The organism is Pseudomonas sp. SA233 (assembly GCF_054792385.1).
This window is the reverse complement of record NZ_CP096449.1, coordinates 3620333-3641294: the sequence shown is the minus strand read 5'-3', so window position 1 is coordinate 3641294 and position 20962 is coordinate 3620333. Positions and strand designations below refer to the sequence as shown.

21 protein-coding genes are annotated in these 20962 nt (G+C 64.2%); 7 read left to right on the top strand and 14 right to left on the bottom strand.

The window, feature by feature from the left end:
• Window positions 1–196 precede the first annotated feature (196 nt).
• Window positions 197–1396 carry a sugar transporter gene (locus M1D87_RS16800; protein ID WP_123084501.1) on the top strand — a complete coding sequence of 400 codons (1200 nt, stop codon included), beginning with the start codon at window positions 197–199 and terminating at the stop codon, window positions 1394–1396.
• A 139-nt stretch (window positions 1397–1535) separates the two neighbouring features.
• On the opposite strand, the gene M1D87_RS16795 is transcribed toward M1D87_RS16800, so the two are convergent.
• The 3 genes from M1D87_RS16795 to M1D87_RS16785 are packed head-to-tail and all read right to left on the bottom strand — an operon-like array spanning window position 1536 to window position 3972.
• Entirely contained in the window at window positions 1536–2120 is a 585-nt protein-coding gene (locus M1D87_RS16795; RefSeq protein ID WP_061304060.1) for a LysE family translocator, read from the bottom strand.
• 50 nt (window positions 2121–2170) lie between these two features.
• Window positions 2171–3001, bottom strand: a complete 831-nt coding sequence (locus M1D87_RS16790) for an AraC family transcriptional regulator (protein WP_123084502.1) — start codon at window positions 2999–3001, stop codon at window positions 2171–2173.
• Between the two features lie 47 nt (window positions 3002–3048).
• Entirely contained in the window at window positions 3049–3972 is a 924-nt protein-coding gene (locus M1D87_RS16785; protein WP_003260976.1) for a LysR family transcriptional regulator, read from the bottom strand.
• Between the two features lie 104 nt (window positions 3973–4076).
• Here M1D87_RS16785 and nfsB point away from each other — a divergent pair, with 104 nt between their 5' ends.
• From nfsB to M1D87_RS16770, 3 genes are all read left to right on the top strand, one after another.
• Window positions 4077–4730: an oxygen-insensitive NAD(P)H nitroreductase gene (nfsB, locus tag M1D87_RS16780; RefSeq protein WP_003260975.1), complete on the top strand. Its 654-nt coding sequence runs from the start codon at window positions 4077–4079 to the stop codon at window positions 4728–4730.
• Window positions 4731–4828: 98 nt separating this feature from the next.
• Complete coding sequence (locus M1D87_RS16775; protein ID WP_013973163.1) at window positions 4829–5278, top strand: antitoxin Xre/MbcA/ParS toxin-binding domain-containing protein; 450 nt, start codon at window positions 4829–4831, stop codon at window positions 5276–5278.
• Entirely contained in the window at window positions 5275–5712 is a 438-nt protein-coding gene (locus M1D87_RS16770) for an RES family NAD+ phosphorylase (RefSeq protein WP_015270851.1), read from the top strand. Before M1D87_RS16775 ends, M1D87_RS16770 begins: the two co-directional genes overlap by 4 nt.
• A 7-nt stretch (window positions 5713–5719) precedes the next feature.
• Here the strand turns inward: M1D87_RS16770 and M1D87_RS16765 are convergent, their stop codons facing one another.
• Window positions 5720–6874 carry a cysteine desulfurase family protein gene (locus M1D87_RS16765; protein WP_123084503.1) on the bottom strand — a complete coding sequence of 385 codons (1155 nt, stop codon included), beginning with the start codon at window positions 6872–6874 and terminating at the stop codon, window positions 5720–5722.
• Window positions 6875–7045: 171 nt separating this feature from the next.
• Window positions 7046–7972, bottom strand: coding sequence for a LysR family transcriptional regulator (locus M1D87_RS16760; protein ID WP_013973160.1), 927 nt, complete (start codon window positions 7970–7972; stop codon window positions 7046–7048).
• 140 nt (window positions 7973–8112) lie between these two features.
• On the opposite strand from M1D87_RS16760, the gene M1D87_RS16755 reads away from it, so the two are divergent.
• The gene (locus M1D87_RS16755; RefSeq protein WP_013973159.1) at window positions 8113–9342 is read left to right on the top strand and encodes an acyl-CoA dehydrogenase; all 1230 of its coding nucleotides are present in this window, start codon (window positions 8113–8115) and stop codon (window positions 9340–9342) included.
• Between the two features lie 76 nt (window positions 9343–9418).
• Here M1D87_RS16755 and M1D87_RS16750 read toward each other — a convergent pair whose 3' ends face one another.
• The 7 genes from M1D87_RS16750 to ribBA all read right to left on the bottom strand — a co-directional run bounded on the left by M1D87_RS16750 (window position 9419) and on the right by ribBA (window position 17601).
• On the bottom strand, window positions 9419–10483 hold the full coding sequence (locus M1D87_RS16750) for a TerC family protein (protein WP_123084504.1): 1065 nt from the start codon (window positions 10481–10483) through the stop codon (window positions 9419–9421).
• A 292-nt stretch (window positions 10484–10775) separates the two neighbouring features.
• Window positions 10776–12083 carry a substrate-binding domain-containing protein gene (locus M1D87_RS16745; RefSeq protein ID WP_123084505.1) on the bottom strand — a complete coding sequence of 436 codons (1308 nt, stop codon included), beginning with the start codon at window positions 12081–12083 and terminating at the stop codon, window positions 10776–10778.
• A 143-nt stretch (window positions 12084–12226) separates the two neighbouring features.
• On the bottom strand, window positions 12227–13375 hold the full coding sequence (locus M1D87_RS16740) for an ABC transporter ATP-binding protein (protein WP_025339644.1): 1149 nt from the start codon (window positions 13373–13375) through the stop codon (window positions 12227–12229).
• A 19-nt stretch (window positions 13376–13394) separates the two neighbouring features.
• On the bottom strand, window positions 13395–14204 hold the full coding sequence (locus tag M1D87_RS16735) for an ABC transporter permease (protein WP_015270845.1): 810 nt from the start codon (window positions 14202–14204) through the stop codon (window positions 13395–13397).
• A 6-nt stretch (window positions 14205–14210) separates the two neighbouring features.
• Window positions 14211–15128 (bottom strand): ABC transporter permease, encoded by a 918-nt coding sequence (locus M1D87_RS16730; RefSeq protein ID WP_015270844.1) that lies wholly within the window; start codon window positions 15126–15128, stop codon window positions 14211–14213.
• Entirely contained in the window at window positions 15125–16150 is a 1026-nt protein-coding gene (locus M1D87_RS16725) for an ABC transporter substrate-binding protein (RefSeq protein WP_013973153.1), read from the bottom strand. The genes M1D87_RS16730 and M1D87_RS16725 overlap by 4 nt, the downstream gene beginning before the upstream one ends.
• A gap of 329 nt (window positions 16151–16479) precedes the next feature.
• Complete coding sequence (gene ribBA / locus M1D87_RS16720) at window positions 16480–17601, bottom strand: bifunctional 3,4-dihydroxy-2-butanone-4-phosphate synthase/GTP cyclohydrolase II (protein WP_123084506.1); 1122 nt, start codon at window positions 17599–17601, stop codon at window positions 16480–16482.
• A 78-nt stretch (window positions 17602–17679) separates the two neighbouring features.
• On the opposite strand from ribBA, the gene M1D87_RS16715 reads away from it, so the two are divergent.
• A complete protein-coding gene (locus M1D87_RS16715; RefSeq protein ID WP_025339641.1) occupies window positions 17680–17973 on the top strand; it encodes a DUF1330 domain-containing protein in 294 nt (97 codons plus the stop codon).
• A gap of 114 nt (window positions 17974–18087) precedes the next feature.
• On the opposite strand, the gene M1D87_RS16710 is transcribed toward M1D87_RS16715, so the two are convergent.
• Together M1D87_RS16710 and M1D87_RS16705 are read right to left on the bottom strand one after the other, a co-directional pair.
• On the bottom strand, window positions 18088–18810 hold the full coding sequence (locus M1D87_RS16710; protein ID WP_013973150.1) for a pirin family protein: 723 nt from the start codon (window positions 18808–18810) through the stop codon (window positions 18088–18090).
• Between the two features lie 54 nt (window positions 18811–18864).
• A complete protein-coding gene (locus M1D87_RS16705) occupies window positions 18865–19884 on the bottom strand; it encodes an alpha/beta hydrolase (RefSeq protein WP_123084508.1) in 1020 nt (339 codons plus the stop codon).
• 145 nt (window positions 19885–20029) lie between these two features.
• Between M1D87_RS16705 and M1D87_RS16700 the strand changes: the two genes are divergently transcribed.
• Window positions 20030–20914 carry a LysR family transcriptional regulator gene (locus M1D87_RS16700; RefSeq protein ID WP_123084509.1) on the top strand — a complete coding sequence of 295 codons (885 nt, stop codon included), beginning with the start codon at window positions 20030–20032 and terminating at the stop codon, window positions 20912–20914.
• The last annotated feature ends 48 nt before the right edge of the window (window positions 20915–20962 follow it).

The following is a 20962-nucleotide window of genomic DNA, read 5'->3' as shown; positions in this document are numbered from 1 at the left end:
CGGGCTCCTTGTTGCATACGCGTTCGCACAAAGCGCGCATGTTACTCCTTCTGCCCGCCTCGCGGTTGTGAGCCCCCGGCTTGACGCGTACCATGCCGGGCATTCCTTCCAATAACAAAGCGTGCGTCGACACCCCGGCAAGTGGGTGGCTGACGTGCGTCCTGTTGCCTTGCCTGCGGAGAAGCGGTTTGTACCCATGAATGGACCCATACCCACCAACATGCCACCCACGGCGGGTAGCGGCAGCTGGCTGAGCGTCATTGCCCTGGCCCTGGCGGCCTTCATCTTCAACACCACCGAGTTCGTCCCGGTGGCGCTGCTCAGCGACATTGGCCGCAGCTTCGACATGAGCACCGCGCAAGTCGGCCTGATGCTGACCATCTATGCCTGGGTGGTGGCGCTGGCCTCGCTGCCGATGATGCTGCTGACGCGCAACATCGAGCGGCGGCGGCTGTTGCTGTTCGTGTTCCTGGTGTTCATCGTCAGCCACTTGCTGTCGTGGATGTCACAGAGCTTTGCCATGTTGCTGGTCAGCCGTATCGGTATTGCCTTGGCGCATGCGGTGTTCTGGGCCATCACGGCTTCTCTGGCGGTGCGCGTGGCGCCGCCCGGGCAGCAGGCCAAGGCGCTGGGCCTTTTGGCCACTGGCACCACCCTGGCCATGGTCCTGGGCATCCCGCTGGGCCGCGTGGTGGGCGAAGCGCTGGGCTGGCGCATCACCTTCCTGAGCATTGCCGGGGTGGCGCTGGCGACCATGCTGTGCCTGATGAAGTCGCTGCCGCTGCTGCCCAGCCAGAACTCGGGCTCGCTGCGCAGCCTGCCGATCCTGTTCAAGCGCCCTGCGCTGGTGATCACCTATGTGCTGGTGACGCTGGTGATTACCGCGCAGTTCACCGCCTACAGCTATATCGAGCCGTTCGCCCTGCACGTGGCGCAGATAGGCGCAGAGCGCACCACGCTATTGCTGCTGCTGTTCGGCGGCGCCGGGGTGTTCGGCTCGGTGCTGTTCAGCCGTTACAGCGACCGCTTCCCGCATGGCTTCCTGGTAGGTTCGATCGGCCTGCTGGCGGCGTGCCTGTTGCTGCTGTTGCCGCTGTCGGGCAACTTCTATGTTTTCGCCGCGTTGAGCATGTTCTGGGGTGTGGCGATCCTCAGCTTCAGCCTGTCGCTGCAGTCCAAGACCCTGAAACTGGCGTCCGATGCCACCGATGTGGCCATGGCGCTGTTCTCGGGTATCTACAACATCGGTATTGGCGGTGGCGCGTTGCTGGGCAGTATCGTCAGCAGCCAGCTGGATGTGGCGGATATCGGCCTGGTGGGCGGTAGCGTGGCAGTGGCCGGGTTGCTGCTGGCTGTGGCCAGCACCCGGCGTTTCCGCGAGGCGCTGACGCACTGACCTGGCGCTGGCGCGTTCTTTGTAGGAGCGGCCTTGTGTCGCGATGGGGCGCGCAGCGGCCCCGGATTTCAGCGTCACAGCGAATATCGCCGGGGGCTGCTGCGCAGCCCTATCGCGACACAAGGCCGCTCCTACAGGCTCAAGCCAGTACGGCAGCCCATGCAGAAATCAACAGCACCCCCGCCAATACCTGGTTGAACACCCGCATCCGCCGCGGTGCCTGCAACCATCGCGCGCTGCCCACCCCCAGCAGCGCCCACGCCGCCATGCATGGCAGGGCAATCAGCCAGAACACCAGCGCCAGCTGCCATACCGGCAACGACGGCGAGGCAAACACCCCGACCACCGCCACGGCCATCAACCACACCTTGGGGTTCACCACCTGCAACGAGGCCGCGCTGAGTGCGCTGAAGCCTTGCGCCGTGGCCGCCTGCAGCGGGGCGGCGGCACTGCGCAGCATCTTCCACGCCAGCCAGCTCAACCACAAAACCCCGGCCCAGCTCATCAACTGCTGGGCCAGCGGGTGGCGCAGCAGCAGTTCACCTAGCCCCAGGCCCACCATCAGCACGATCGCCGCTGCGGCACCGCAGGCCGCAACGACCGGCGCCAGGCTCGCGCACAGGCCAAAGCGGGCCCCATGGGCAAGAATCAACAGGTTGGTCGGCCCCGGGCTGATGCTGGATACCAAGGCAAACAGGATGAAGGGCAACAACGACTGCGACATGATCAAGGGCTCCGGATAAACGAAGCACCATGCTCGCTGCCCGCCGCCTTTCAGTCTGGAAGGTTTGAGCAGCGCCTGCGGTAGTCGGCCGGGGTCAGCTGGTAGGCACGGCGGAACCAGCGCCCCAGGTGGCTCTGGTCGGCAAAGCCCAGGGCCATGGCCACTTCGGTGGGAGTCTGGCCCTGGGCGAGCAGGCGCCGCGCCCGGGCCAGGCGCAGCTGGATCAGATAGGCATGCGGCGCCAGGCCGAATGCGGCCTTGAATGCGCGGGTGAGGCGGAAGCGGTCGATGCCACAGGCCTGGGCCAGGTCTTCCAGGCCGATGTCGCGCTCAAGGTTGGCGTGCAGGTAATCCCGCGCGCGCTGCGCGGTCAGCGGCAGGCGCGGGTCCGGGTTCAGGCGCCGGCGCCAGTGCAGGTGGCGGGTCAGGCAGGCCAGCAGGTCGTCCATGGCCGTCTGCCGGACAATGCGCAAATCCTGGGTATGCACGGCCTGGAAGGCGAGGGCAGTGGCACGCGCCAGGCGCTCATCGTGGCACAAGGTATCGGCGAAGCTGGGCAGGCTGTCGCCCGGCGCGTGTTCGAAAAGTGCCCGCAGTTGGCTGTCCACCCAGGTGGGTTCCAGGTACAGGGTCGAATAGGTGAAGCCGTCCTCGGTGGGCGCATTGCCGTTATGGATTTCACCTGGCTCCAGCAGGAATACGTTCCCCGGCGTGCTGCGATGGCGCACTCGCCGGCAATCGAATTGCTGCACGCCCTGCTCGGTAACGCCAACCAGGAAGCTGTCGTGCCAGTGCGGGTCGTAGGCATGCCCGACGAAATGCGCGCGGACCGACTCGATGCCGGTGTCGGCGTCTTGCTTGAGGTCGATCCAGTTGCTCATGGGGGCGTGCCGTGGCAGAAATCGTTACCTTAGCGCAACGGCCAGGCTCAGTCTGGAACGATTGTGCAGCCGTTGGCCAGCGCCCGGTTACGCAAGGCCTCGAAGCGTTCGCGCAGCCACAGATGCAGTTGTGCCACTGCGGGCGTGAGCTGCTTGCGGTGCGGGCACACCAGGGTGACCGGGGCGGGTTCACCAAAGTGCTCGGGCAGGATGATTTCCAGTTCGCCGGCCGCGATGTTGGCGCTTACGTCCAGCCACGACTTGTAGACGATGCCTTCGCCCTGCAAGGCCAGGCGGCGGATCACGTCGGCATCGTCGCTGACCAGCGGCCCACGCACCTGCACGGTGCGGTTGCCCACCCGCCACTTGTCGTAGACCCGGTTGTGCTGCATGTACAGCAGGCAGGCATGCTGCTGCAGGGCGTCGGGCGTGAGGGGGCGGCCGTGACGGGCCAGGTAGTCGGGCGCCGCCACCAGCACCCGGCGGTTCCAGTCTGCCAGCGGCAGGGCAATGTAGTTGGCGTCCTGGTTGAGGCCGTAGCGGATCGCCACATCTACCGGGTCGCGGTTGAGGTCGGCAATCTGGTCAGACAGGAAGAAGCGAAGGTGTAGGGCCGGGTGCTCGCGGCGGAAGGCGCTCAGCCACGGCAGCAACATGTTGCGGCCCAGGTCGGACGGTGCCGAAACCTGCAGGGTACCGCGCAGGGTTTTGGCGTTGCCATGCAGGTCTTCACGCCCCTGGCGCAGGCTCTCCAGCACATTCAGGGCAGTCGGCAGGTACAACTCGCCTTCGGCGGTCAGGCGCAGGCTGCGGGTAGTGCGGGCGAACAGGCGCACATCCAGGTCGCGCTCCAGGCGCTTGATCGCGGCGGCCACCTGCCCCGGCAGCAGTTCGGCCTCATGGGCGGCGGCGGTGAAGCTGCCCAGCACGCTGCTGCGGACGAACAGTTCGAGGTCGGCGATGCGCAGCATTTTCACTCCAAGGATGAAAGTGTTGCTGCATTGTGCCGGTTTTTCTTTTCTGCAGGAAAGATAAGATGCCCGGCAAATCCTCTGTTCATTCCCGGAGTTGTTGCATGGATACCGTCTCTCTGGCCAAGCGCCGCTACACCACCAAAGCCTACGATGCCTCGCGCCGCATTCCCCAGGCGACTGTCGATGCCCTGCTCGAGCAACTGCGCCATAGCCCTTCCTCGGTCAACTCGCAGCCGTGGCATTTCATCGTTGCCGACAGCGCAGAAGGCAAGGCTCGCCTGGCCAAAAGCACCGCAGAGCGCTATGCCTACAATTCGCCGAAGATCCTTGATGCCTCGCATGTGATCGTGTTCTGCACCCGAACCGAGATGACCGAAGCGCACCTGGATGCCGTGCTTCACCAGGAAGCCGCCGATGGCCGCTTCCGCGATGAGCAGGCGCGTGCCGGGCAGAACCAGAGCCGTCGGCATTACGTCGACCTGCACCGCTTCGATCAGAAGGACGTGCAGCACTGGATGGAAAAGCAGACCTACCTGGCGTTGGGTACTGCCTTGCTGGGGGCTGCGGCACATGGGCTGGATGCCACCCCGATCGAAGGCTTCGACAGCAAGATTCTCGATGCCGAGCTGGGCTTGCGTGAGCGTGGATACACCAGTGTGGTCATTCTCAGCCTGGGCTATCGCAGCGAGGCGGACTTCAATGCCGGGCTGAACAAGTCGCGGTTGCCGGCTTCGCAGGTGTTCACCTTCCTGTGAGGTTGCCGGGGCCGCTCTGCGGCCCCGTCTTTCCGGTCGGCTTGCAAAATCCGGCATATGCCGCATACTTGTCGGCAAACGCCGGAAAGGAGAGAGCCATGCTTGCCGAAGTGCTTCGCGACAACGGTTACCACGAGTACCGGGCGCGCCTGCATGCACTGCTGGAAATCCCCGAACTCGCCAGTGACTTCGAAATCCACACCCGCATCACCCATGGCTTCGCTGCCACCTGGCTGGTGAAACTGACCGAACTCGGCGTATTCACCCCTGTGGAGCGTGACCAGATCATTCCCCTGCGCACGCTGAAAACCCGCATCGAACGTGACCAGCCGCTGACCGTGGAAGAAAGCGACCGGCTGTTCCGCTCGGCCCATATCACCGCCATGGCCGAAGCCGTGTTCGGTGAGGCAGGCAAGGCAAAACGCTGGCTGTCCAAGCCCAAGGAGCGCTTCTCGGGGCTGACGCCGATGCAGATGCTAACCACCCAGCAGGGCACCACCCAGGTCGAAGAGATGTTGCTGCAGATCGCCGAGGGCTTCGGCCTGTGATTCTGTGGCGTATCAGCGCCTATGCAGACTTGAGCGGAACGGGCGGCTTGCGTGTCAGCGGCCGCTGGCACCAGGCGGGCCGGCCAGTGGTGTATGCCGCCACCAGCCCGGCCGGGGCGATGCTGGAGGTGCTGGTGCACCTGGAGATCGACCCTGAGGATTTCCCCACCACCATGCGGCTGCTGCGTATCGAGTTGCCCGACACCGTTTCGCAAGCGCAGTTGCCCGCCTTGCAGCCTGGCTGGTCGAGCCAGACCGAACTGACCCGGGGCCTGGGCAACCGTTTTCTGGATGAGTGTTCGGCGTTGCTGCTGCCGGTGCCGAGCGCGATCATGCCCAGCACCACCAATTACCTGTTCAACCCGCGCCATCCGCAGGCAAACAGCGCCAGGCTCGAGGTCGAGGACTTCACCCCGGACAGCCGGCTGTTTTAGGGAAGTTTCACCAAAGTGCCGCTGACGCCGCTGTCAGCACCCGGCCAAACACTTCGAGGGCCTTGTCCACTTCGGCCTCGTTGCTGAAACGCCCGATGCTCAGGCGCACACTGTTACGTGCCTGGCGTTCATCCAGCCCCAACGCGAGCAGCACATGCGAGGCTGCATTGCTCGCCGAATTGCAGGCCGAGGTGGTCGACAACGCCAGCTCGCTGGCCAGCGCCGCGCTGTTGAAGCCCTTGCTGTCGATACACAGGTTCAGCGTATGGGGAATGCGTTGTTTGGCGCAGCCGTTGAGGGTGACGCCGGGCAGGGCCAGCAGGCCTTCACGCAGGCGCCTGGCCAGTTGTTCGAGGCGCAGGTGTTCGCTGTCGCCGGGCTGGCCGGCCAGGGCAAAGGCACTGCCCATGCCGGCAATCTGGTGGGTCGCCAGGGTGCCGGAGCGCAGGCCTTGCTCATGGCCGCCGCCGTGCATCTGCGCACGCATCAGCGTGCGGGCGCGTGGCCCCACGTAGAGCGCACCGATGCCCTTGGGCCCATACACCTTGTGCGCCGAGAACGACATCAAGTCCACGGCCATGGCGTTCAGGTCGATGGCCAGTTTGCCCACCGCCTGCGCCGCATCCACGTGCAGCAGGGCACCGTGGGCACGTACCTGTTCGCCAATCGCGGCAAAGTCGGTGATCGTGCCCAGTTCATTGTTCACCGCCATCAGCGATATCAGGCGTGTGTCGGCGCGCAACGCTGCCTGCACCGCCGCAGGCTGAATCAGGCCGGCGGCATCCGGTGCCAGGCGGGTAACGGCCCAACCCTGGCGCTCCAGTTCGGCCACCGTGTCGAGCACGGCCTTGTGTTCCAGTTGGCTGGTGATCAGGTGCCCGGGCTGGCCGAGGCCCTGGGCAATGCCCTTGAGCGCCAGGTTGTTGGACTCGGTCGCACCTGAGGTCCAGACCAGTGCATCGGCCTGTGCGCCGACGCGTTCGGCCACTTGCTGACGGGCCTGCTCCACGGCGTGGCGGGCTGCCTGGCCGAAGGCATGGCCACTGGACGCCGGGTTGCCGAAGTTGCCCTGGCTGCCAAGGCAGGCGAGCATGGTTTCGATGACCCGGTCGTCGACCGGAGTGGTGGCGGCGTAATCGAAATAGAGCGGGGCGCTGGGCATGAGGGCGGGTCCGTGTCTGTCGCCGTGAAATCGGCAATCGTTGGAGCAAGCGTACCCGCTACTTCGGAGATATTTTTCACTTCCAGCGGCTCCATTCTGGAAATGATCAAGAAAAATTTCTCTCTATCGAGTTTTTCTTGGGATTTTTTTCTCCGCATCCCGCCATTCTGTTCAGGCTGGTTCCAAGGCCCTTTCTTCCTCGGCCACCACACGTTCGCACAACTCGGTGATCTGCTCGCGCATCCAGCGGTTGGCCGGGTCCTGATCGGTGCTTTCATGCCAGTACAGGTGCGTTTCCAGCGCAGGCACCTCCACCGGCAGTGGCTGGTAACGCAACTGATGGCGGCGGGCGAAGCGCTCGGGGACGGTCATCGCCATGTCGGTCTGCTGCAACACCTGCGAGGCCATAAGGTAATGCTGCGAGCGCAAGGCAACCTTGCGCTGCACGCCCATCTTGCCCAGGGCCAGGTCGACATAGCCCAGGCCGTTGCGGCGGCTGGAAATATGGATGTGGGTCATGCCGAGGTAGTTGTCGAGGGTCAGCTTGCTGTCGGCCAGCGGGTGGCCCTGGCGCAGGGCGCAGACATAGCGGTCTTGCATCAGTTTGACGTGGCGTACTTGCGGGTCGGTGTTCAACGGTGCGTCGATGGCGAAGTCCAGGCGGCCGGCGGCAAGTTCCTTGGTGGTCTCGCGGCGCTTGCACAAAAAGCTTTCGATCAGCACCGCCGGCGCCAGGCGGCGCAAGCGCTGGAACAGCGGCGGCAGGATGACCGCTTCGGTCAGGTCGGTCATGCTGATGCGGAAAGTCTTGTTGGCCTGTTGCGGGTTGAAGATGCGGCTTTCCTGCACCGAGGTGCGCAACAGTGCCAAGGCATTGCGCACCGGGCCGATGATGTTCTGCGCCATGGGCGTTGGCACCATGCCTTGCGCGGTGCGCACGAACAGCGGGTCATTGAAGGTTTCGCGCAGCCGCGAAAGGGCGTTGGACACTGCCGGCTGGGTGATGCCGACGATCTGCCCGGCGCGGGTCAGGTTGGCTTCGGTGTAGATCGCATCGAACACGATGAACAGGTTGAGGTCGACCTTGCTGAGGTTCATGGGCGCCGCTCTTTGTTGGAATTATTGGCCGATCATATATCGGTTATGAATGTTTATACACGCGGAAAATAGGCTAGGTGGATGAGGCCATGCTGCTCTAGGCTCTGGCCCATGTACTCCGAACCGTGAAGGTAGCCCCGATGGATTTCGCCTATTCGCCCAAGGTCCAGGCACTGCGTGAGCGCGTCAGCGCGTTCATGGACGCCTATGTCTACCCCGCCGAGGCGGTGTTCGAGCGCCAGGTCGCCGAGGGTGACCGCTGGCAGCCCACCGCGATCATGGAAGAACTCAAGGCCAAGGCCCGCGCTGAAGGGCTGTGGAACCTGTTCCTGCCCGAATCGGAATACGGTGCCGGCCTGAGCAACCTGGAATACGCCCCGCTGGCGGAAATCATGGGCCGTTCGTTGCTCGGCCCGGAGCCGTTCAACTGCTCGGCGCCGGACACCGGCAACATGGAAGTGCTGGTGCGCTATGGCAGTGAAGCGCAGAAGCGCCAGTGGCTGGAGCCGCTGCTGCGTGGCGAGATCCGTTCGGCGTTCGCCATGACCGAACCGGACGTGGCCTCCTCGGATGCCACCAACATGGCCGCCACCGCCGTGCGTGACGGTGACCAATGGGTAATCAACGGCCGCAAGTGGTGGACCTCCGGCGCGTGCGATCCGCGCTGCAAGGTAATGATCTTCATGGGCTTGTCCGACCCTGAAGGGCCACGCCACCAGCAGCACTCGATGGTGCTGGTGCCCACCGATGCGCCTGGGGTGAAGATCGTCCGCCCGCTGCCGGTGTTCGGCTATGACGATGCTCCCCACGGCCACGCCGAGGTGCTCTTCGAGAATGTGCGGGTACCGTATGAGAACGTGATCCTGGGTGAAGGCCGTGGCTTCGAAATTGCCCAGGGGCGCCTTGGCCCTGGCCGTATCCACCACTGCATGCGCTCGATCGGCATGGCCGAGCGCGCGCTGGAACTGATGTGCAAGCGCTCGGTGGAGCGTACCGCCTTCGGCCGGCCACTGGCGCGTCTGGGCGGCAACGTCGACAAGATTGCCGACTCGCGCATGGAGATCGACATGGCCCGGCTGCTGACGTTGAAAGCGGCCTACATGATGGATACGGTCGGCAACAAGGTGGCCCGCAGCGAGATTGCGCAAATCAAGGTAGTGGCGCCGAACGTGGCACTGAAGGTGATCGACCGGGCGATCCAGATTCATGGCGGGGCAGGGGTGAGTGGCGATTTCCCGCTGGCTTACATGTACGCCATGCAACGCACCTTGCGCCTGGCCGACGGGCCAGATGAAGTGCACCGGGCGGCGATCGGCAAGTATGAGATCGGCAAGTACGTGCCGGCGGAGATGATGCGTAGCGGGCGGTGATTTACCGGCTTGTTCCGGCCTCTTCGCGGGCTTGCCCGCTAAGAGGCCCTTGAAGGCTCACTGGTTCTCTGGATGGTCAGACCCGCATCTGCGGGTCTTCCTCCTTCTCGCTGACCGTGCGATCGGCATTTGAAGGCTGTCTGGGTTGAGCACCCTTGATTTCCGGCTTTTTCCCCCGCGTCTTGACCAACGAAACCACCACCCCACCCAGCAACAACCCGAACGTCACCCCCAGCGACAGCAATGCCGGCACCTTGCCCACCATGCCGTGGTAGAAGATCTTGCAGCCAATGAAGATCAGCACCAGCGCGAGCGCGTACTTGAGGTAAACGAACCGGTGCATCAGCGCCGCCAGCGCAAAATACAACGAGCGCAAGCCGAGGATGGCGAAGATGTTCGAGGTGTAGACGATGAACGGGTCCTGGGTGATGGCGAAGATTGCCGGGACACTGTCGACGGCGAACACCAGGTCGGCCAGTTCGATCAGCACCAGCGCCATGAACAGCGGGGTGGCATGGCGTAGCGCCTTGTGCTGCCCGGGCGGGGTCTGCTGCACGAAGAAGTGCGAGCCGTGGATCTGCTCGGTGACCCGCATGTGCCGGCGCACGAACTTGAGGATCGGGTTGTTGGCCAGGTCGGGGCGGCTATCTTCCTTCGACAGCGCCATCTTCACCCCGGTAAACAGCAGGAAGGCACCGAAAATATAGAGTACCCAGGCGAAGTTCTGCACCAGCGCCGCGCCCACGCCGATCATGATCGCCCGCAGGAACACCACCCCGAGGATGCCCCAGAACAGCACGCGGTGCTGGTAGCGGCGGGGGATGGCGAAATAGCTGAAGATCATCGCCATGACGAACACGTTGTCCATCGACAGCGACTGTTCGACCAGGAACCCGGTGTAGAACTCCAGCGCCGACTGCGCGCCCAACTGGTACCAGACACCGACGCCGAACAGCACGCCGACGCTGAAATAGCCCGAATACAGCAGCAGGCTCTCGCGCATTTCGATTTCCCGGTCGTGACGGTGCAGCACGCCCAGGTCGAGTACCAGCAAACCGATGACGATGGCCATGAACACCAGCCACAACCAGGTGCTGGTACCGAGGAACGGGGTGGTGAGGAATGTGTGTAGAGCTGTCATGAGCCCCTCCTTGAATGTCGACGTTGCATGGCAACAGTGATCCGACATGGCGGCCTGGCAGCCGTCAGAGGGGCCCGGTATCACATGGGCTTGAGCCTAGACCCGTTTGCCGGTGATGCCGAATGGGGAGCTGTTACATTTCTTTGCCAAGCACGGCACACACTTAAGCACGCTTCTTGTAGGAGCAGCCTTGTGCTGCGAAGAGGCCGGTCAACCTTGCACAAATGTGTTGGCCATACTGGCCTCTTCGCAGCACAAGGCTGCTCCTACAGGGATGTGTGCTGCTTTCAGATCAATGCACCCACACTTCCACCCGGCGATTACGCAGTCGCCCTTGCTCCAGTTCGTTCCCTGCCACTGGCAGTTCATCCCCCATCCCCGTCACCTCCAGCACCTCCACGCCATCGCGCGCCAGCTCACGACGCACCGCTTGGGCCCGCAGGCGGGAGAGCAGGGCGGCGCGACCGGGTGTCTCCTTGGGGTCGCCAAAGCCCACCAGCACCGCCTTGCGCTGCAACTTGCCCGCTTGGCGCAGGTAGTCGGCAACCCGCTGGACATCGCGCAGGGCCTTGTTGTCTAGGCTGGCGCTGCCTTCCTGGAAGCGGAAATTCACGCTCAACCGTTGCGCCTGTAGGGCGAGGGTGCGATAGCGCGGCGGCATGTCGGCCTGAAGGGGCACAGGTTGGGCCTTGATCTGCTGCGAAACGAAACCCTGCTGGGCGACGATCGCCTGGCCCGCGGGACTCTGGGTGAAATCGGCCAGCGCCTTGGCCTGGGGCTTGGGGTTGGCCGGCAGGTAGAAGTACAGGCGCCGCGATAGCGGGTAGTCCTCGCTGGCCACCAGTGCACGCTCCGGCAGCATGGCCGGCGCGTCACCTTCGGCCACCGCCAGCACCTTGGCCCCATGCACCGCCGCCAGGCTGCTGAAACCGATGGCCTGGCGGTCGGCGCCCACTCGCGCGGCCAGCTCGTCGCTGGACTCGAAGCGTTGGGCCTTGGGCGAGAGCTCGCTTTGCTGGGGTTCCAGCACCAGGGCCTTGAAGGTCTCGAAGGTACCGGAGCGGTCGTCACGGGCGTACAGGTGGATGGCCCCGCCGACAACACCCAATTGCTCCCAGCGCTGGATCTGCCCGGCAAAGATCTGTGCCAGTTGCCCCGTGGTGAGCTGTGGTAGCGGGTTGTCGGGGTGAACGATGACCGCGACGCCATCCAGGCCGATGACTTGTTCGGCGGCAGCGGCGCGCAGGTCGCCCAAAGCGTGCAGTTGGCTTGCTTCGTTGTCGTTGATAGGCCGCGACGCGGCGGCCAGGTCGGCCTCGCCATGGCCCAGGGCGACGAAGCCGGTGCTGGAACCGTGTGCGGCGATGTCGATGCGCAAAGGCTGGCCATGCGTATCGCGAGCGGTGATGACAGTCTCGTTGGCCAGCTTGCCTGGGTATTGTTCGATGGCGGTAGCTTGCTGTGCGCGCAATTGCCCTTGCACCAGCGCTGGCAGCAAGGCCGCGCCGATGGTGTTGGAGCCTTGCACGCGCAGGTGAGCGGGCTCGGCCAGGGTCGCCAGCGGCAGCAGGGTGAGCAGCAAGACAAGCAGGCGGGGCATGCCGGAAGGCCTATGGCATAGAGATGGCCGGCAGATTACGACAGTGGCGTGATGATAATGTGACAGTCCATGGGGCAGTGAAAGGCCGCCCCTGTAGGAGCGGCCTTGTGTCGCGAAAGGGCCGCAAAGCGGCCCCAGCGGTTTCAATGCGCCCCGGCAGACTTGCTCAGGTCACTTTCCGCCCACTCGGTATAGATGCACGCATCCGCCACCGCCCAGCGCACCTTCACGGTATCCCCTGGCTGCATCGGCATGCCCGCCGCCGACAAAGCCTTGACCGTCAGCTCGGTTCCGCCCGCGGTCACTACGTGGCAGGTCTGGCTCTCGCCCAGGAACAGCACTTCACCAACCTTGGCACTGACCTCGTTCCACCCCGCCGGCAGCGGCTCGCGTGCGGCCTGTTCGGCGGTCAGGGCCAGGGCCTTTTCCGGGCGTACCATGATCAGTGCATCCTGCGAGGCGGCCAGGCCCGGGGTCAGGCGGATGGCTACCGGCTGGCCCTCGAAGCTGCCCGCGCCATTGCTGCTGGCCTTGATCCGCAGGAAGTTGGAGTTGCCCAGGAACGAGGCGACGAAGGCATTCGGCGGGTTTTGGTACAGGTCGTAACCGGTGCCCAGGCCGACGATCTTGCCATGGCTGAAGATGGCGATGCGCTGGGACAGGCGCATGGCTTCTTCCTGGTCGTGGGTGACGTAGACGATGGTGATGCCCAGGCGCCGGTGCAACTGGCGCAGTTCATCCTGCAGGTCTTCGCGCAGCTTCTTGTCCAGCGCGCCGAGCGGTTCGTCCATCAGCAGGATGCGCGGTTCGTACACCAGCGCCCGGGCGATAGCCACGCGCTGCTGCTGGCCACCGGACATCTGCGACGGCTTGCGGTGGGCGAACTTTTCCAGCTGCACCAGCTTGAGCATGGCATCGACGCGCTTGCTGGTTTCGCTGGCGCCGAGCTTGCGAATGGCCAGCGGAAAGCCGATGTTGTCGCGCACGTTCAGGTGCGGGAACAGCGAATAGCGCTGGAACACCATGCCGATGTCACGCTTGTGCGGCGGCACGTTGACCAGTGACTGGCCATCGACCAGGATCTCGCCGCTGCTCGGTGTTTCGAAGCCGGCCAGCATCGACAGGGTGGTGGACTTGCCCGAGCCGCTGGAACCGAGGAAGGTCAGGAACTCGCCGTCCTGGATTTCCAGGTCGAGGTTGTCCACGGCGGTGAAGTCGCCGTAGTGCTTGTTCAGGCCGCGCAGGCTGACCAGGGTCTTGCCGTGCGCGTTGTCTTTGATCACTGCACTCATTGTTGTTTTCTCCGCGCGTTCAGGCGTTGGCTTCGGTGCGCCGGCGCAAGGCGGCGGCAATGAACATGACAAGCAGCGACAGGCCGATCAGCAGGGTCGAGGCCACGGCGATGACCGGGCTGAGGTCCTGGCGCAGGGTGGTCCACATCTTCACCGGCAGGGTCTGCAGGTCGGGGCTGGCCATCATCACGCTCAGCACCACTTCATCCCACGACACCAGGAAGGCGAACAGGCCGCCGGCGATCATCCCCGGGCGAATCGCCGGGAAGGTTACCTTGAAGATCGCCTGCAGGCGCGAGGCGCCGCAGATCACCGCGGCATCCTCGATGGATTGGTCGAACAGCTTCAGCGAATTGATGATCGAGATGATGGTGAAGGGCAGGGCGACGATCACGTGGCTGACCACGAAGGCGAACAGCGTGCCGGTGTAGCCGAGCTTGAGGAACAGCGCGTACACCGCCACGGCAATGATCACCAGCGGCACGATCATCGGCATGGTGAACAGCCCGTACAGCAGCTCGCGGCCGGGGAAGCGGCCACGCACCAGGGCAAACGCGGTGGGCAGGCCGAGCAGCACGGCGGCGATGGTGGTCAGCACGGCCACCTTCAGGCTGGCCAGCGCGGCGTCCATCCACTCCGGGTTGGAGAAGAACTGGCCGTACCACTTGAAGGTCCAGCCCGGTGGCGGGAACACCAGCCACTGCGACGAGCCGAACGACAGCAACACGATGAACACCACCGGCAGCAGCAGGAAGGCCGCGATGACCCCGGTGGTCAGGTACAGGCCCGTACGCAGCGGGCGGCCCATGGCATTGGGAGACAGGAGCATGGCGGTTTACCTCGCGTTGCCAACCGGGGATTCCGGCTGCAGCTTCAGGTACAGGTAGAAGAGCACCAGGGTGATCACCACCAGCAGTGCGGCGGCGGCGCTGGCCAGGCCCCAGTTGAGGAACGACTGCACCTGCTGGATGATGAATTCGGGCAGCATCATGTTCTGCGCACCGCCCAGCAGGGCCGGGGTGACGTAGTAACCGAGCGACATCACGAACACCATCAGTGCCCCGGAGAACAGCCCCGAGCGGCACAGCGGCAGGAACACTTTCCAGAAATTGGTCCACGGGCTGGCGCCACAGATCGAGCCGGCCTGCAGCACCATCGGGTCGATGGCGTGCATGGTCGCCTGCAGCGGCAGCACGATGAACGGGATCATGATGTAGCTCATGCCGATCACCACGCCGGTCAGGTTGTGCACCATTTCCAGCGGGGCATCGATGATACCCATGGCCATCAACGCCTTGTTGATCACCCCCGAGCTCTGCAGCAGCACCAGCCACGAGTAGGTGCGCGCCAGCAGGCTGGTCCACATCGACAGCAGCACGATGTTCAGCAACCAGCGGCCCCAGCCCTTGGGCACCAGGGTAATTGCCCAGGCCAGCGGGAAGCCCAGCAGCACGCTGATCAGGGTGACCACGCCGGCCACCGAGAAGGTGTTGAACAGCACCCGCGCATAGGCCGAGTTGGCGAACAGCTGCTCGTAGTTGCCCAGGCCCGGCGTTGGCTCCAGCACCCCGCGCAGCAACAGGCCGGCCAGCGGGGCGAAGAAGAACAGGCCAAGGAACAGCAGCGCCGGCAGCAGATTGCGGCTGCCTTTCCAGCGCTGGCTCAGGCTGACGCGGCGGGGGGCCGTTCCCGGGGCGCCGGTGCCCGTGGGGGCACCTTGCGCGTTATGCAGGGCGTTGATGGCGACTTTCATTTGACCAACCACTCATTCCAGCGGGCTGCGATGGCCTGGCCGTTCTTGGCCCAGTAGGCGAAGTCGAGGGTGACCTGGTCCTGGGCGTAGGCGGTCGGCAGGTTCTGCGCGAGGTCTTTGTCCAGCTTGGCCACGCTGTCGACGTTCACCGGCGCGTAGGCGGTCTTGTTGGCGAACTCGGCCTGGCCTTCGGCGCTGCTGGCGTTGGCCAGGAACTTCATGGCCGCGTCCTTGTTCTTGGCACCTTTGGGGATGACCAGGAAGTCGGCCATGACCAGGTTCTGCTTCCAGCTCACGCCCACCGGTGCACCGTCTTGCTGCAGGGCATAGACGCGGCCGTTCCAGAACTGGCCGAGCGAGGCTTCACCCGAGGCCAGCAGTTGCTGCGACTGGGCGCCGCCGCCCCACCAGACGATGTCTTTCTTGATGGTGTCGAGCTTCTTGAAGGCGCGGTCCAGGTCCAGCGGGTACAGCTTGTCGGGGGCTACGCCGTCGGCCAGCAGGGCCAGTTCCAGTACGCCTGGGCTGGGCCATTTGTACAGGGCGCGCTTGCCGGGGTAGGTCTTGGTATCGAACAGTGCGGTCCAGTCCACCGGTTTGTTGGCACCGAGCTTGCCTTCGTTGTAGCCGAGCACGAAGGAGAAGAAGAACGAGCCGACGCCATGGTCGGAGACGAAGCGCGGGTCGATCTTGTCGCGCTTGATCTGGGTGAAATCGAGGGGTTCGAGCAGGCCTTCGCTGGCGGCACGCAGGGCGAAGTCGGCTTCGACGTCGACCACGTCCCACTGCACGTTGCCGCTCTCGACCATGGCCTTGAGCTTGCCATAGTCGGTGGGGCCGTCCTGGACGACCTTGATATCGGTGGCTTTGGTGAATGGTACTGCCCACGCTTCTTTCTGGGCGTCCTGGGTGGTACCGCCCCAGCTGACGAAGTTCAGGCTGTCGGCGGCCTGGGCAGCCTGACATGCCAGGGTCAGCAGGCTGGCGGACAGCACTGCGGTTACACGTTTGCTCAACAGCATGGTTACGCCCTCGTTGCTTTTGTTATTCGAGGCGGGGCTTGTGGTGCGCCCGCCAACAGTGTTCGGGGAGCAGCTAAAACAAAGTGTTTTTTGGCCGTTTTTGATTGTAGGTGCCGGCCTGCAGATTCAAGGTCTACGGGATATCATATTATGGTATTCCAAACTTTTGGCAAGAGGTATGAGGCTACCGGCCATCACTCCGTCCCTTTCAGAAACAGCGCGGGCCCTGTAGGAGCGGGTTCACCCGCGAATGCGTTGGTGGCTTCACCATCGCATTCGCGGGTGAACCCGCTCCTACAGGGCCCTGCCAAGTCAGTTGCTTCGGTGTTTTAGCCGACCATGTCCGGCTCGAAGGGGATGCTCTGCACCACCTCCAGCTCATACCCCGCCAGCCCCGCGTATTTCAGCGGCGGGCCCAGGTGGCGCAGCTTGCCCACGCCCAGGTCCTGCAGGATCTGCGCGCCTGTTCCCACCTCCGAGTACACCTTCGATTGCCCACGCTGGTAAGGCCGCACCGGCTGGGTCAGCTGCGGCACGCGCTCCAGCAGCGCCTGCGAGGACTCATGGTTGGCCAGGATCACCACCACGCCGGCGCCTTCCTCGGCCACCTTCTGCAGCGCCGCCCAAAGCGTCCAGTTGGCGGGGCCGGCGTATTCGGCGCCGACCAGGTCGCGCAGCGGGTCGATCACGTGCACTCGCACCAGGGTCGGCTGCTTGCGGCGGATATCGCCCATGACCATGGCCATGTGTACGCCACCTTCGATGCGGTCTTCGTAGGTGACCAGGCGGAAGGTGCCATGCACGGTCGGCAGTTCGCGTTCGCCGATGCGCTTGATGGTCTGCTCGGTGCTCAGGCGGTAGTGGATGAGGTCGGCGATGGTGCCTATCTTGATGCCGTGCCGGGCAGCGAACACCTCCAGGTCCGGGCGGCGGGCCATGGTGCCGTCATCGTTGAGTACTTCGACGATAACCGACGCCGGGGTGAACCCGGCCAGGCGCGCCAGGTCGCAGCCGGCTTCGGTGTGGCCGGCGCGCGTCAGTACACCGCCTTCGCGGGCGCGCAGGGGGAAGATGTGGCCGGGTTGCACCAGGTCTTCCGGGCGGGCGTCGGGGGCCATCGCCGCTGCCACCGTACGTGCCCGATCAGCAGCGGAAATACCGGTGGTAACGCCCGTGGCAGCCTCGATCGACACGGTGAAGGCGGTGCTGAAAACGCTGCCGTTGGCCGGCACCATCTGCTCCAGGCCCAGACGTTGGCAGTGATCGTCGGTCAGCGTCAGGCAGATCAGCCCGCGCGCTTCACGGGCCATGAAGTTGATAGCCTGGGCGTCGCAACGCTCGGCGGCGATCAGCAGGTCGCCTTCGTTTTCCCGGTCCTCGTCATCCACCAGCAGGACCATCTTGCCTTGCCGGTAGTCCTCGAGAAGTTCTTCGATGGTGTTGAAAGCCATGTTGCACGCTCACTGTGGTGGGATGATTATTATGGTATACCATCATACACAAATATCGCCGTAACAGGAGAGCAGCGCATGAAGGCCTATTGGATCGCCCATGTGGACGTGACTGACCCCGAGCAATACCAGCAGTACACCCAGCGCGCCCCGGCTGCCTTCAAGGCATTCGGCGGCCGCTTCCTGGCCCGTGGCGGGCGTAGCGAGGCAATGGAAGGGCGGCCTACCCCTCAGCGTAGCGTGGTGATCGAGTTCGATTCGTACGAGCAGGCGCTGGCGTGTTACCGGTCCGAGCTGTACCAAGAGGCTTGCAGCCATCGCCAGGGGGTGGCGAAGGCTGAGGTGATCATCGTCGAAGGGTTCGAGCCCTGAGTTGGATTTGCGGCCTCTTCGCGGGTAAACCCGCTCCCACAGGTACGCCACAGATTTCGAAGTCTGTGGCGTACCTGTGGGAGCGGGTTTACCCGCGAAAGGGCCGGACCTGCCTCAAGGCATGCCAGGCAACTCATGCGGCCGCAGGTCGAATACCAGCACCTCGGCATCCACCCCGTTGCCCAGCTCCAGCACCTGTTCCTGCCTCACTCGCACCCCATCCCCTTCATTCAGCACTTGCCCATTGAGCTCGATGCTGCCCCGGGCCACATGCACATAGGCATGGCGGTTTTCCGGCAAGGTCAGGATGGCACGCTCGTCACCGTCGAACAGGCCGGCATACACCCGCGCATTCTGCCGTACCTGCAATGACCCCTCGGCGCCATCCGGCGAGATGATCAGGCGCAGCTTGCCGCGCTTTTCCTCGGCACTGAAATGCTGTTGCTGGTAACGCGGCGTTGCCCCCTGCACGTTCGGTACGATCCAGATCTGCAGGAAGTGCACCGGCTGCACCTGGCTGTGGTTGAACTCGCTGTGGGCCACGCCGTGGCCAGCGCTCATCAGCTGCACATCGCCCGGGCGGATCACCGAGCCGGTGCCCAGCGTGTCCTTGTGCTCCAGCGCGCCTTCCAGCACGTAGGAGAAAATCTCCATGTCGCGGTGCGGGTGCTGGCCAAAGCCCTTGCCGGGGATGACGCGGTCGTCGTTGATCACCAGCAGGTCCGAGAACCCTTGCTCGTCCGGGTTGCGGTAGTGGCCGAAGGAGAAGGTGTGGAACGATTTCAGCCAGCCATGAAAGGCCAGGCCGCGGTCTTTGGCGTTGCGTACGGTGAGCATGACGGGTCTCCTGAACCGGCAGGGCACCAGGCCCTGCCGCATGCGTGGATGAGGTTACTGCAGGTGCACTTTCAGCTCGTCGGCGGCCTGGCGCATGGCCGCTTGCACGGCCGGCACCTGATGCAGCGGGTTGAGCAGCCCGTAGTCATGGATCATGCCGTTGTAGCGCACCGAGGTAACGGTTACCCCGGCAGCATTCAGTTTACGAGCATAAGCCTCACCTTCATCGCGCAGCACGTCGAACTCGGCCGTTTGCACCAGGGCCGGCGGCAGGCCCTTGAGCTGTTCACTGCTGGCCCGCAGCGGCGAGGCGTAGATCTGTTCCCGCGCCTTGGCATCGGTGGTGTAGTTGTCCCAGAACCACTTCATCATCCCGGTGGTCAGGAAGTGCCCCTCGGCAAACTGCTTGTACGACGCAGTTTCGAAGCTGGCATCGGTCACCGGCCACAGCAGCAGCTGGAAACGCAGGGCCGGGGTGCCGGCCTCTTTGGCTTTCAAGGCCACTACTGCCGCCATGTTGCCGCCGACGCTGTTGCCGGCCACGGCCAGGCGCTTGCCGTCCACGCCAATTTCCTTGCCATGCTCGGCCACCCAGCGGGTGGCGGCGTAGGCCTGGTTGATCGCGGTCGGGTAGTGCGCTTCCGGCGATGGGGTGTAGTCGACGTAGACCGCCACTGCGCCAGAGCCAACCACCAGGTCGCGGATCAGCCGCTGGTGGGTCGGGAAATCGCCGAGCACCCAGCCGCCACCGTGGAAGAACATGAACACCGGCAGGTCACCCTTCACGTTGGCCGGGCGCACCACTTGCAGTTTGATCGACTCGCCGTTGGCCTGGATGGTGCGTTCCTTCACCTCGATACCCGAGAGATCGACCTTTACCGAGGCCTGGGCACCGGTCAGCACCGCGCGGGCGTCTTTCGGGCTGAGCTGCTCCAGTGGCTTGCCGCCGCCTTGTTCCAGGGCTTCGAGGAAGGCCTGGGTGTGCTGTTCGATACCCGGGCTGCCAGCAGCGAAGGCGCTGGAAACGGACAGGGCCAGAAGGGAAGCGGTAAGGGTTTTGTGGACAATGTTCATGAGCGAATCCTTTTCTGTTGAATGTTGGTAGTGGGCGTCTTGCCTGGCCTTCAGGGCCATCGCTGCGACTTGTGCGTAGATTAGGGAGATGCGTTGATGGGAAAAAGCCGCTATAAAGCGTTTGACTGTCACCAAGAGCGAGACAATGAACCCTTACGAAGACATGCGGATCTTTGCCCAGGTCATGGAAGCTGGCAGTTTCACTGCGGCTGCCGACCGCCTGGGGATGTCCAAGCAATCGGTCAGCCGGCGCCTGATGCAGCTTGAGGAGCGCCTGGGCGTGCGCCTGCTCAACCGCTCCACCCGGCGCCTGGATGCCACGCCGCTGGGCCAGCACTACTACCAGTCGGCGTTGCGCCTGCTCGGCGAAGTGCAGCAGGTGGAGCACGACATCAGCGGCCAGGCCCAGGCCTTGCGTGGCACCTTGCGTCTGAGCGCGCCGCTGTCGTTCGCCATGGCGCACCTGGGGTGCCTGCTGACCGAGTTCCTGCAGTTGCACCCGCAGGTGGATGTGGAGGTGGACTTGAGCGACCGCGCAGTGGACCTGATCGGCGAGGGCTATGACCTGGCGCTACGGATTGGTGCGCTGGAGGATTCCAGCCTGATTGCGCGGCGCATTGCCAGTGTCGAGCGGGTGTATTGTGCGAGCCCGGCGTACCTGGAGGCTCGGGGCGTGCCGGCCAGGCCGGAGCAACTGGCTGGGCATGATTGCCTGCCGTATGGTCATTCGCGGCAGGTGCAGTGGCAGTTCCGCCAGGGCGGCAAGGTACAGACGATCCAGGTAGTCGGGCGGATGCGGGCTAACAATGGCGAGCTGCTAAGGGATGCGGCGATTGCCGGGATGGGGGTGACCTATCTGCCAACCTTCATCGTGGGACAGGCGCTGGCGGATGGGCGACTGGTGACAGTGCTGGATGAGTGGCGGCCGCCAGCACTGCAGCTGTCGGCGGTGTACCCCCAGCACCGGCAGGTGGCGCGGCCGGTTCAGGGGTTTGTGAACTTCCTGCGTGAGCGGTTGGTGCAGCTCTGACCTTCGGGAGATTGCCCAGCCCTTTGGGCTGCGCTGTCGCGCAGAGAA

What these genes read in the sequence shown, in the direction of transcription:
- M1D87_RS16800 (WP_123084501.1), top strand. Translation starts at nt 197, where the DNA reads ATGAATGGACCCATACCCACCAACATGCCACCCACGGCGGGTAGCGGC.
- M1D87_RS16795 (WP_061304060.1), bottom strand. Translation starts at nt 2,120, where the DNA reads ATGTCGCAGTCGTTGTTGCCCTTCATCCTGTTTGCCTTGGTATCCAGC.
- M1D87_RS16790 (WP_123084502.1), bottom strand. Translation starts at nt 3,001, where the DNA reads ATGAGCAACTGGATCGACCTCAAGCAAGACGCCGACACCGGCATCGAG.
- M1D87_RS16785 (WP_003260976.1), bottom strand. Translation starts at nt 3,972, where the DNA reads ATGCTGCGCATCGCCGACCTCGAACTGTTCGTCCGCAGCAGCGTGCTG.
- nfsB (WP_003260975.1), top strand. Translation starts at nt 4,077, where the DNA reads ATGGATACCGTCTCTCTGGCCAAGCGCCGCTACACCACCAAAGCCTAC.
- M1D87_RS16775 (WP_013973163.1), top strand. Translation starts at nt 4,829, where the DNA reads ATGCTTGCCGAAGTGCTTCGCGACAACGGTTACCACGAGTACCGGGCG.
- M1D87_RS16765 (WP_123084503.1), bottom strand. Translation starts at nt 6,874, where the DNA reads ATGCCCAGCGCCCCGCTCTATTTCGATTACGCCGCCACCACTCCGGTC.
- M1D87_RS16760 (WP_013973160.1), bottom strand. Translation starts at nt 7,972, where the DNA reads ATGAACCTCAGCAAGGTCGACCTCAACCTGTTCATCGTGTTCGATGCG.
- M1D87_RS16755 (WP_013973159.1), top strand. Translation starts at nt 8,113, where the DNA reads ATGGATTTCGCCTATTCGCCCAAGGTCCAGGCACTGCGTGAGCGCGTC.
- M1D87_RS16750 (WP_123084504.1), bottom strand. Translation starts at nt 10,483, where the DNA reads ATGACAGCTCTACACACATTCCTCACCACCCCGTTCCTCGGTACCAGC.
- M1D87_RS16745 (WP_123084505.1), bottom strand. Translation starts at nt 12,083, where the DNA reads ATGCCCCGCCTGCTTGTCTTGCTGCTCACCCTGCTGCCGCTGGCGACC.
- M1D87_RS16740 (WP_025339644.1), bottom strand. Translation starts at nt 13,375, where the DNA reads ATGAGTGCAGTGATCAAAGACAACGCGCACGGCAAGACCCTGGTCAGC.
- M1D87_RS16735 (WP_015270845.1), bottom strand. Translation starts at nt 14,204, where the DNA reads ATGCTCCTGTCTCCCAATGCCATGGGCCGCCCGCTGCGTACGGGCCTG.
- M1D87_RS16730 (WP_015270844.1), bottom strand. Translation starts at nt 15,128, where the DNA reads ATGAAAGTCGCCATCAACGCCCTGCATAACGCGCAAGGTGCCCCCACG.
- M1D87_RS16725 (WP_013973153.1), bottom strand. Translation starts at nt 16,150, where the DNA reads ATGCTGTTGAGCAAACGTGTAACCGCAGTGCTGTCCGCCAGCCTGCTG.
- ribBA (WP_123084506.1), bottom strand. Translation starts at nt 17,601, where the DNA reads ATGGCTTTCAACACCATCGAAGAACTTCTCGAGGACTACCGGCAAGGC.
- M1D87_RS16715 (WP_025339641.1), top strand. Translation starts at nt 17,680, where the DNA reads ATGAAGGCCTATTGGATCGCCCATGTGGACGTGACTGACCCCGAGCAA.
- M1D87_RS16710 (WP_013973150.1), bottom strand. Translation starts at nt 18,810, where the DNA reads ATGCTCACCGTACGCAACGCCAAAGACCGCGGCCTGGCCTTTCATGGC.
- M1D87_RS16705 (WP_123084508.1), bottom strand. Translation starts at nt 19,884, where the DNA reads ATGAACATTGTCCACAAAACCCTTACCGCTTCCCTTCTGGCCCTGTCC.
- M1D87_RS16700 (WP_123084509.1), top strand. Translation starts at nt 20,030, where the DNA reads ATGAACCCTTACGAAGACATGCGGATCTTTGCCCAGGTCATGGAAGCT.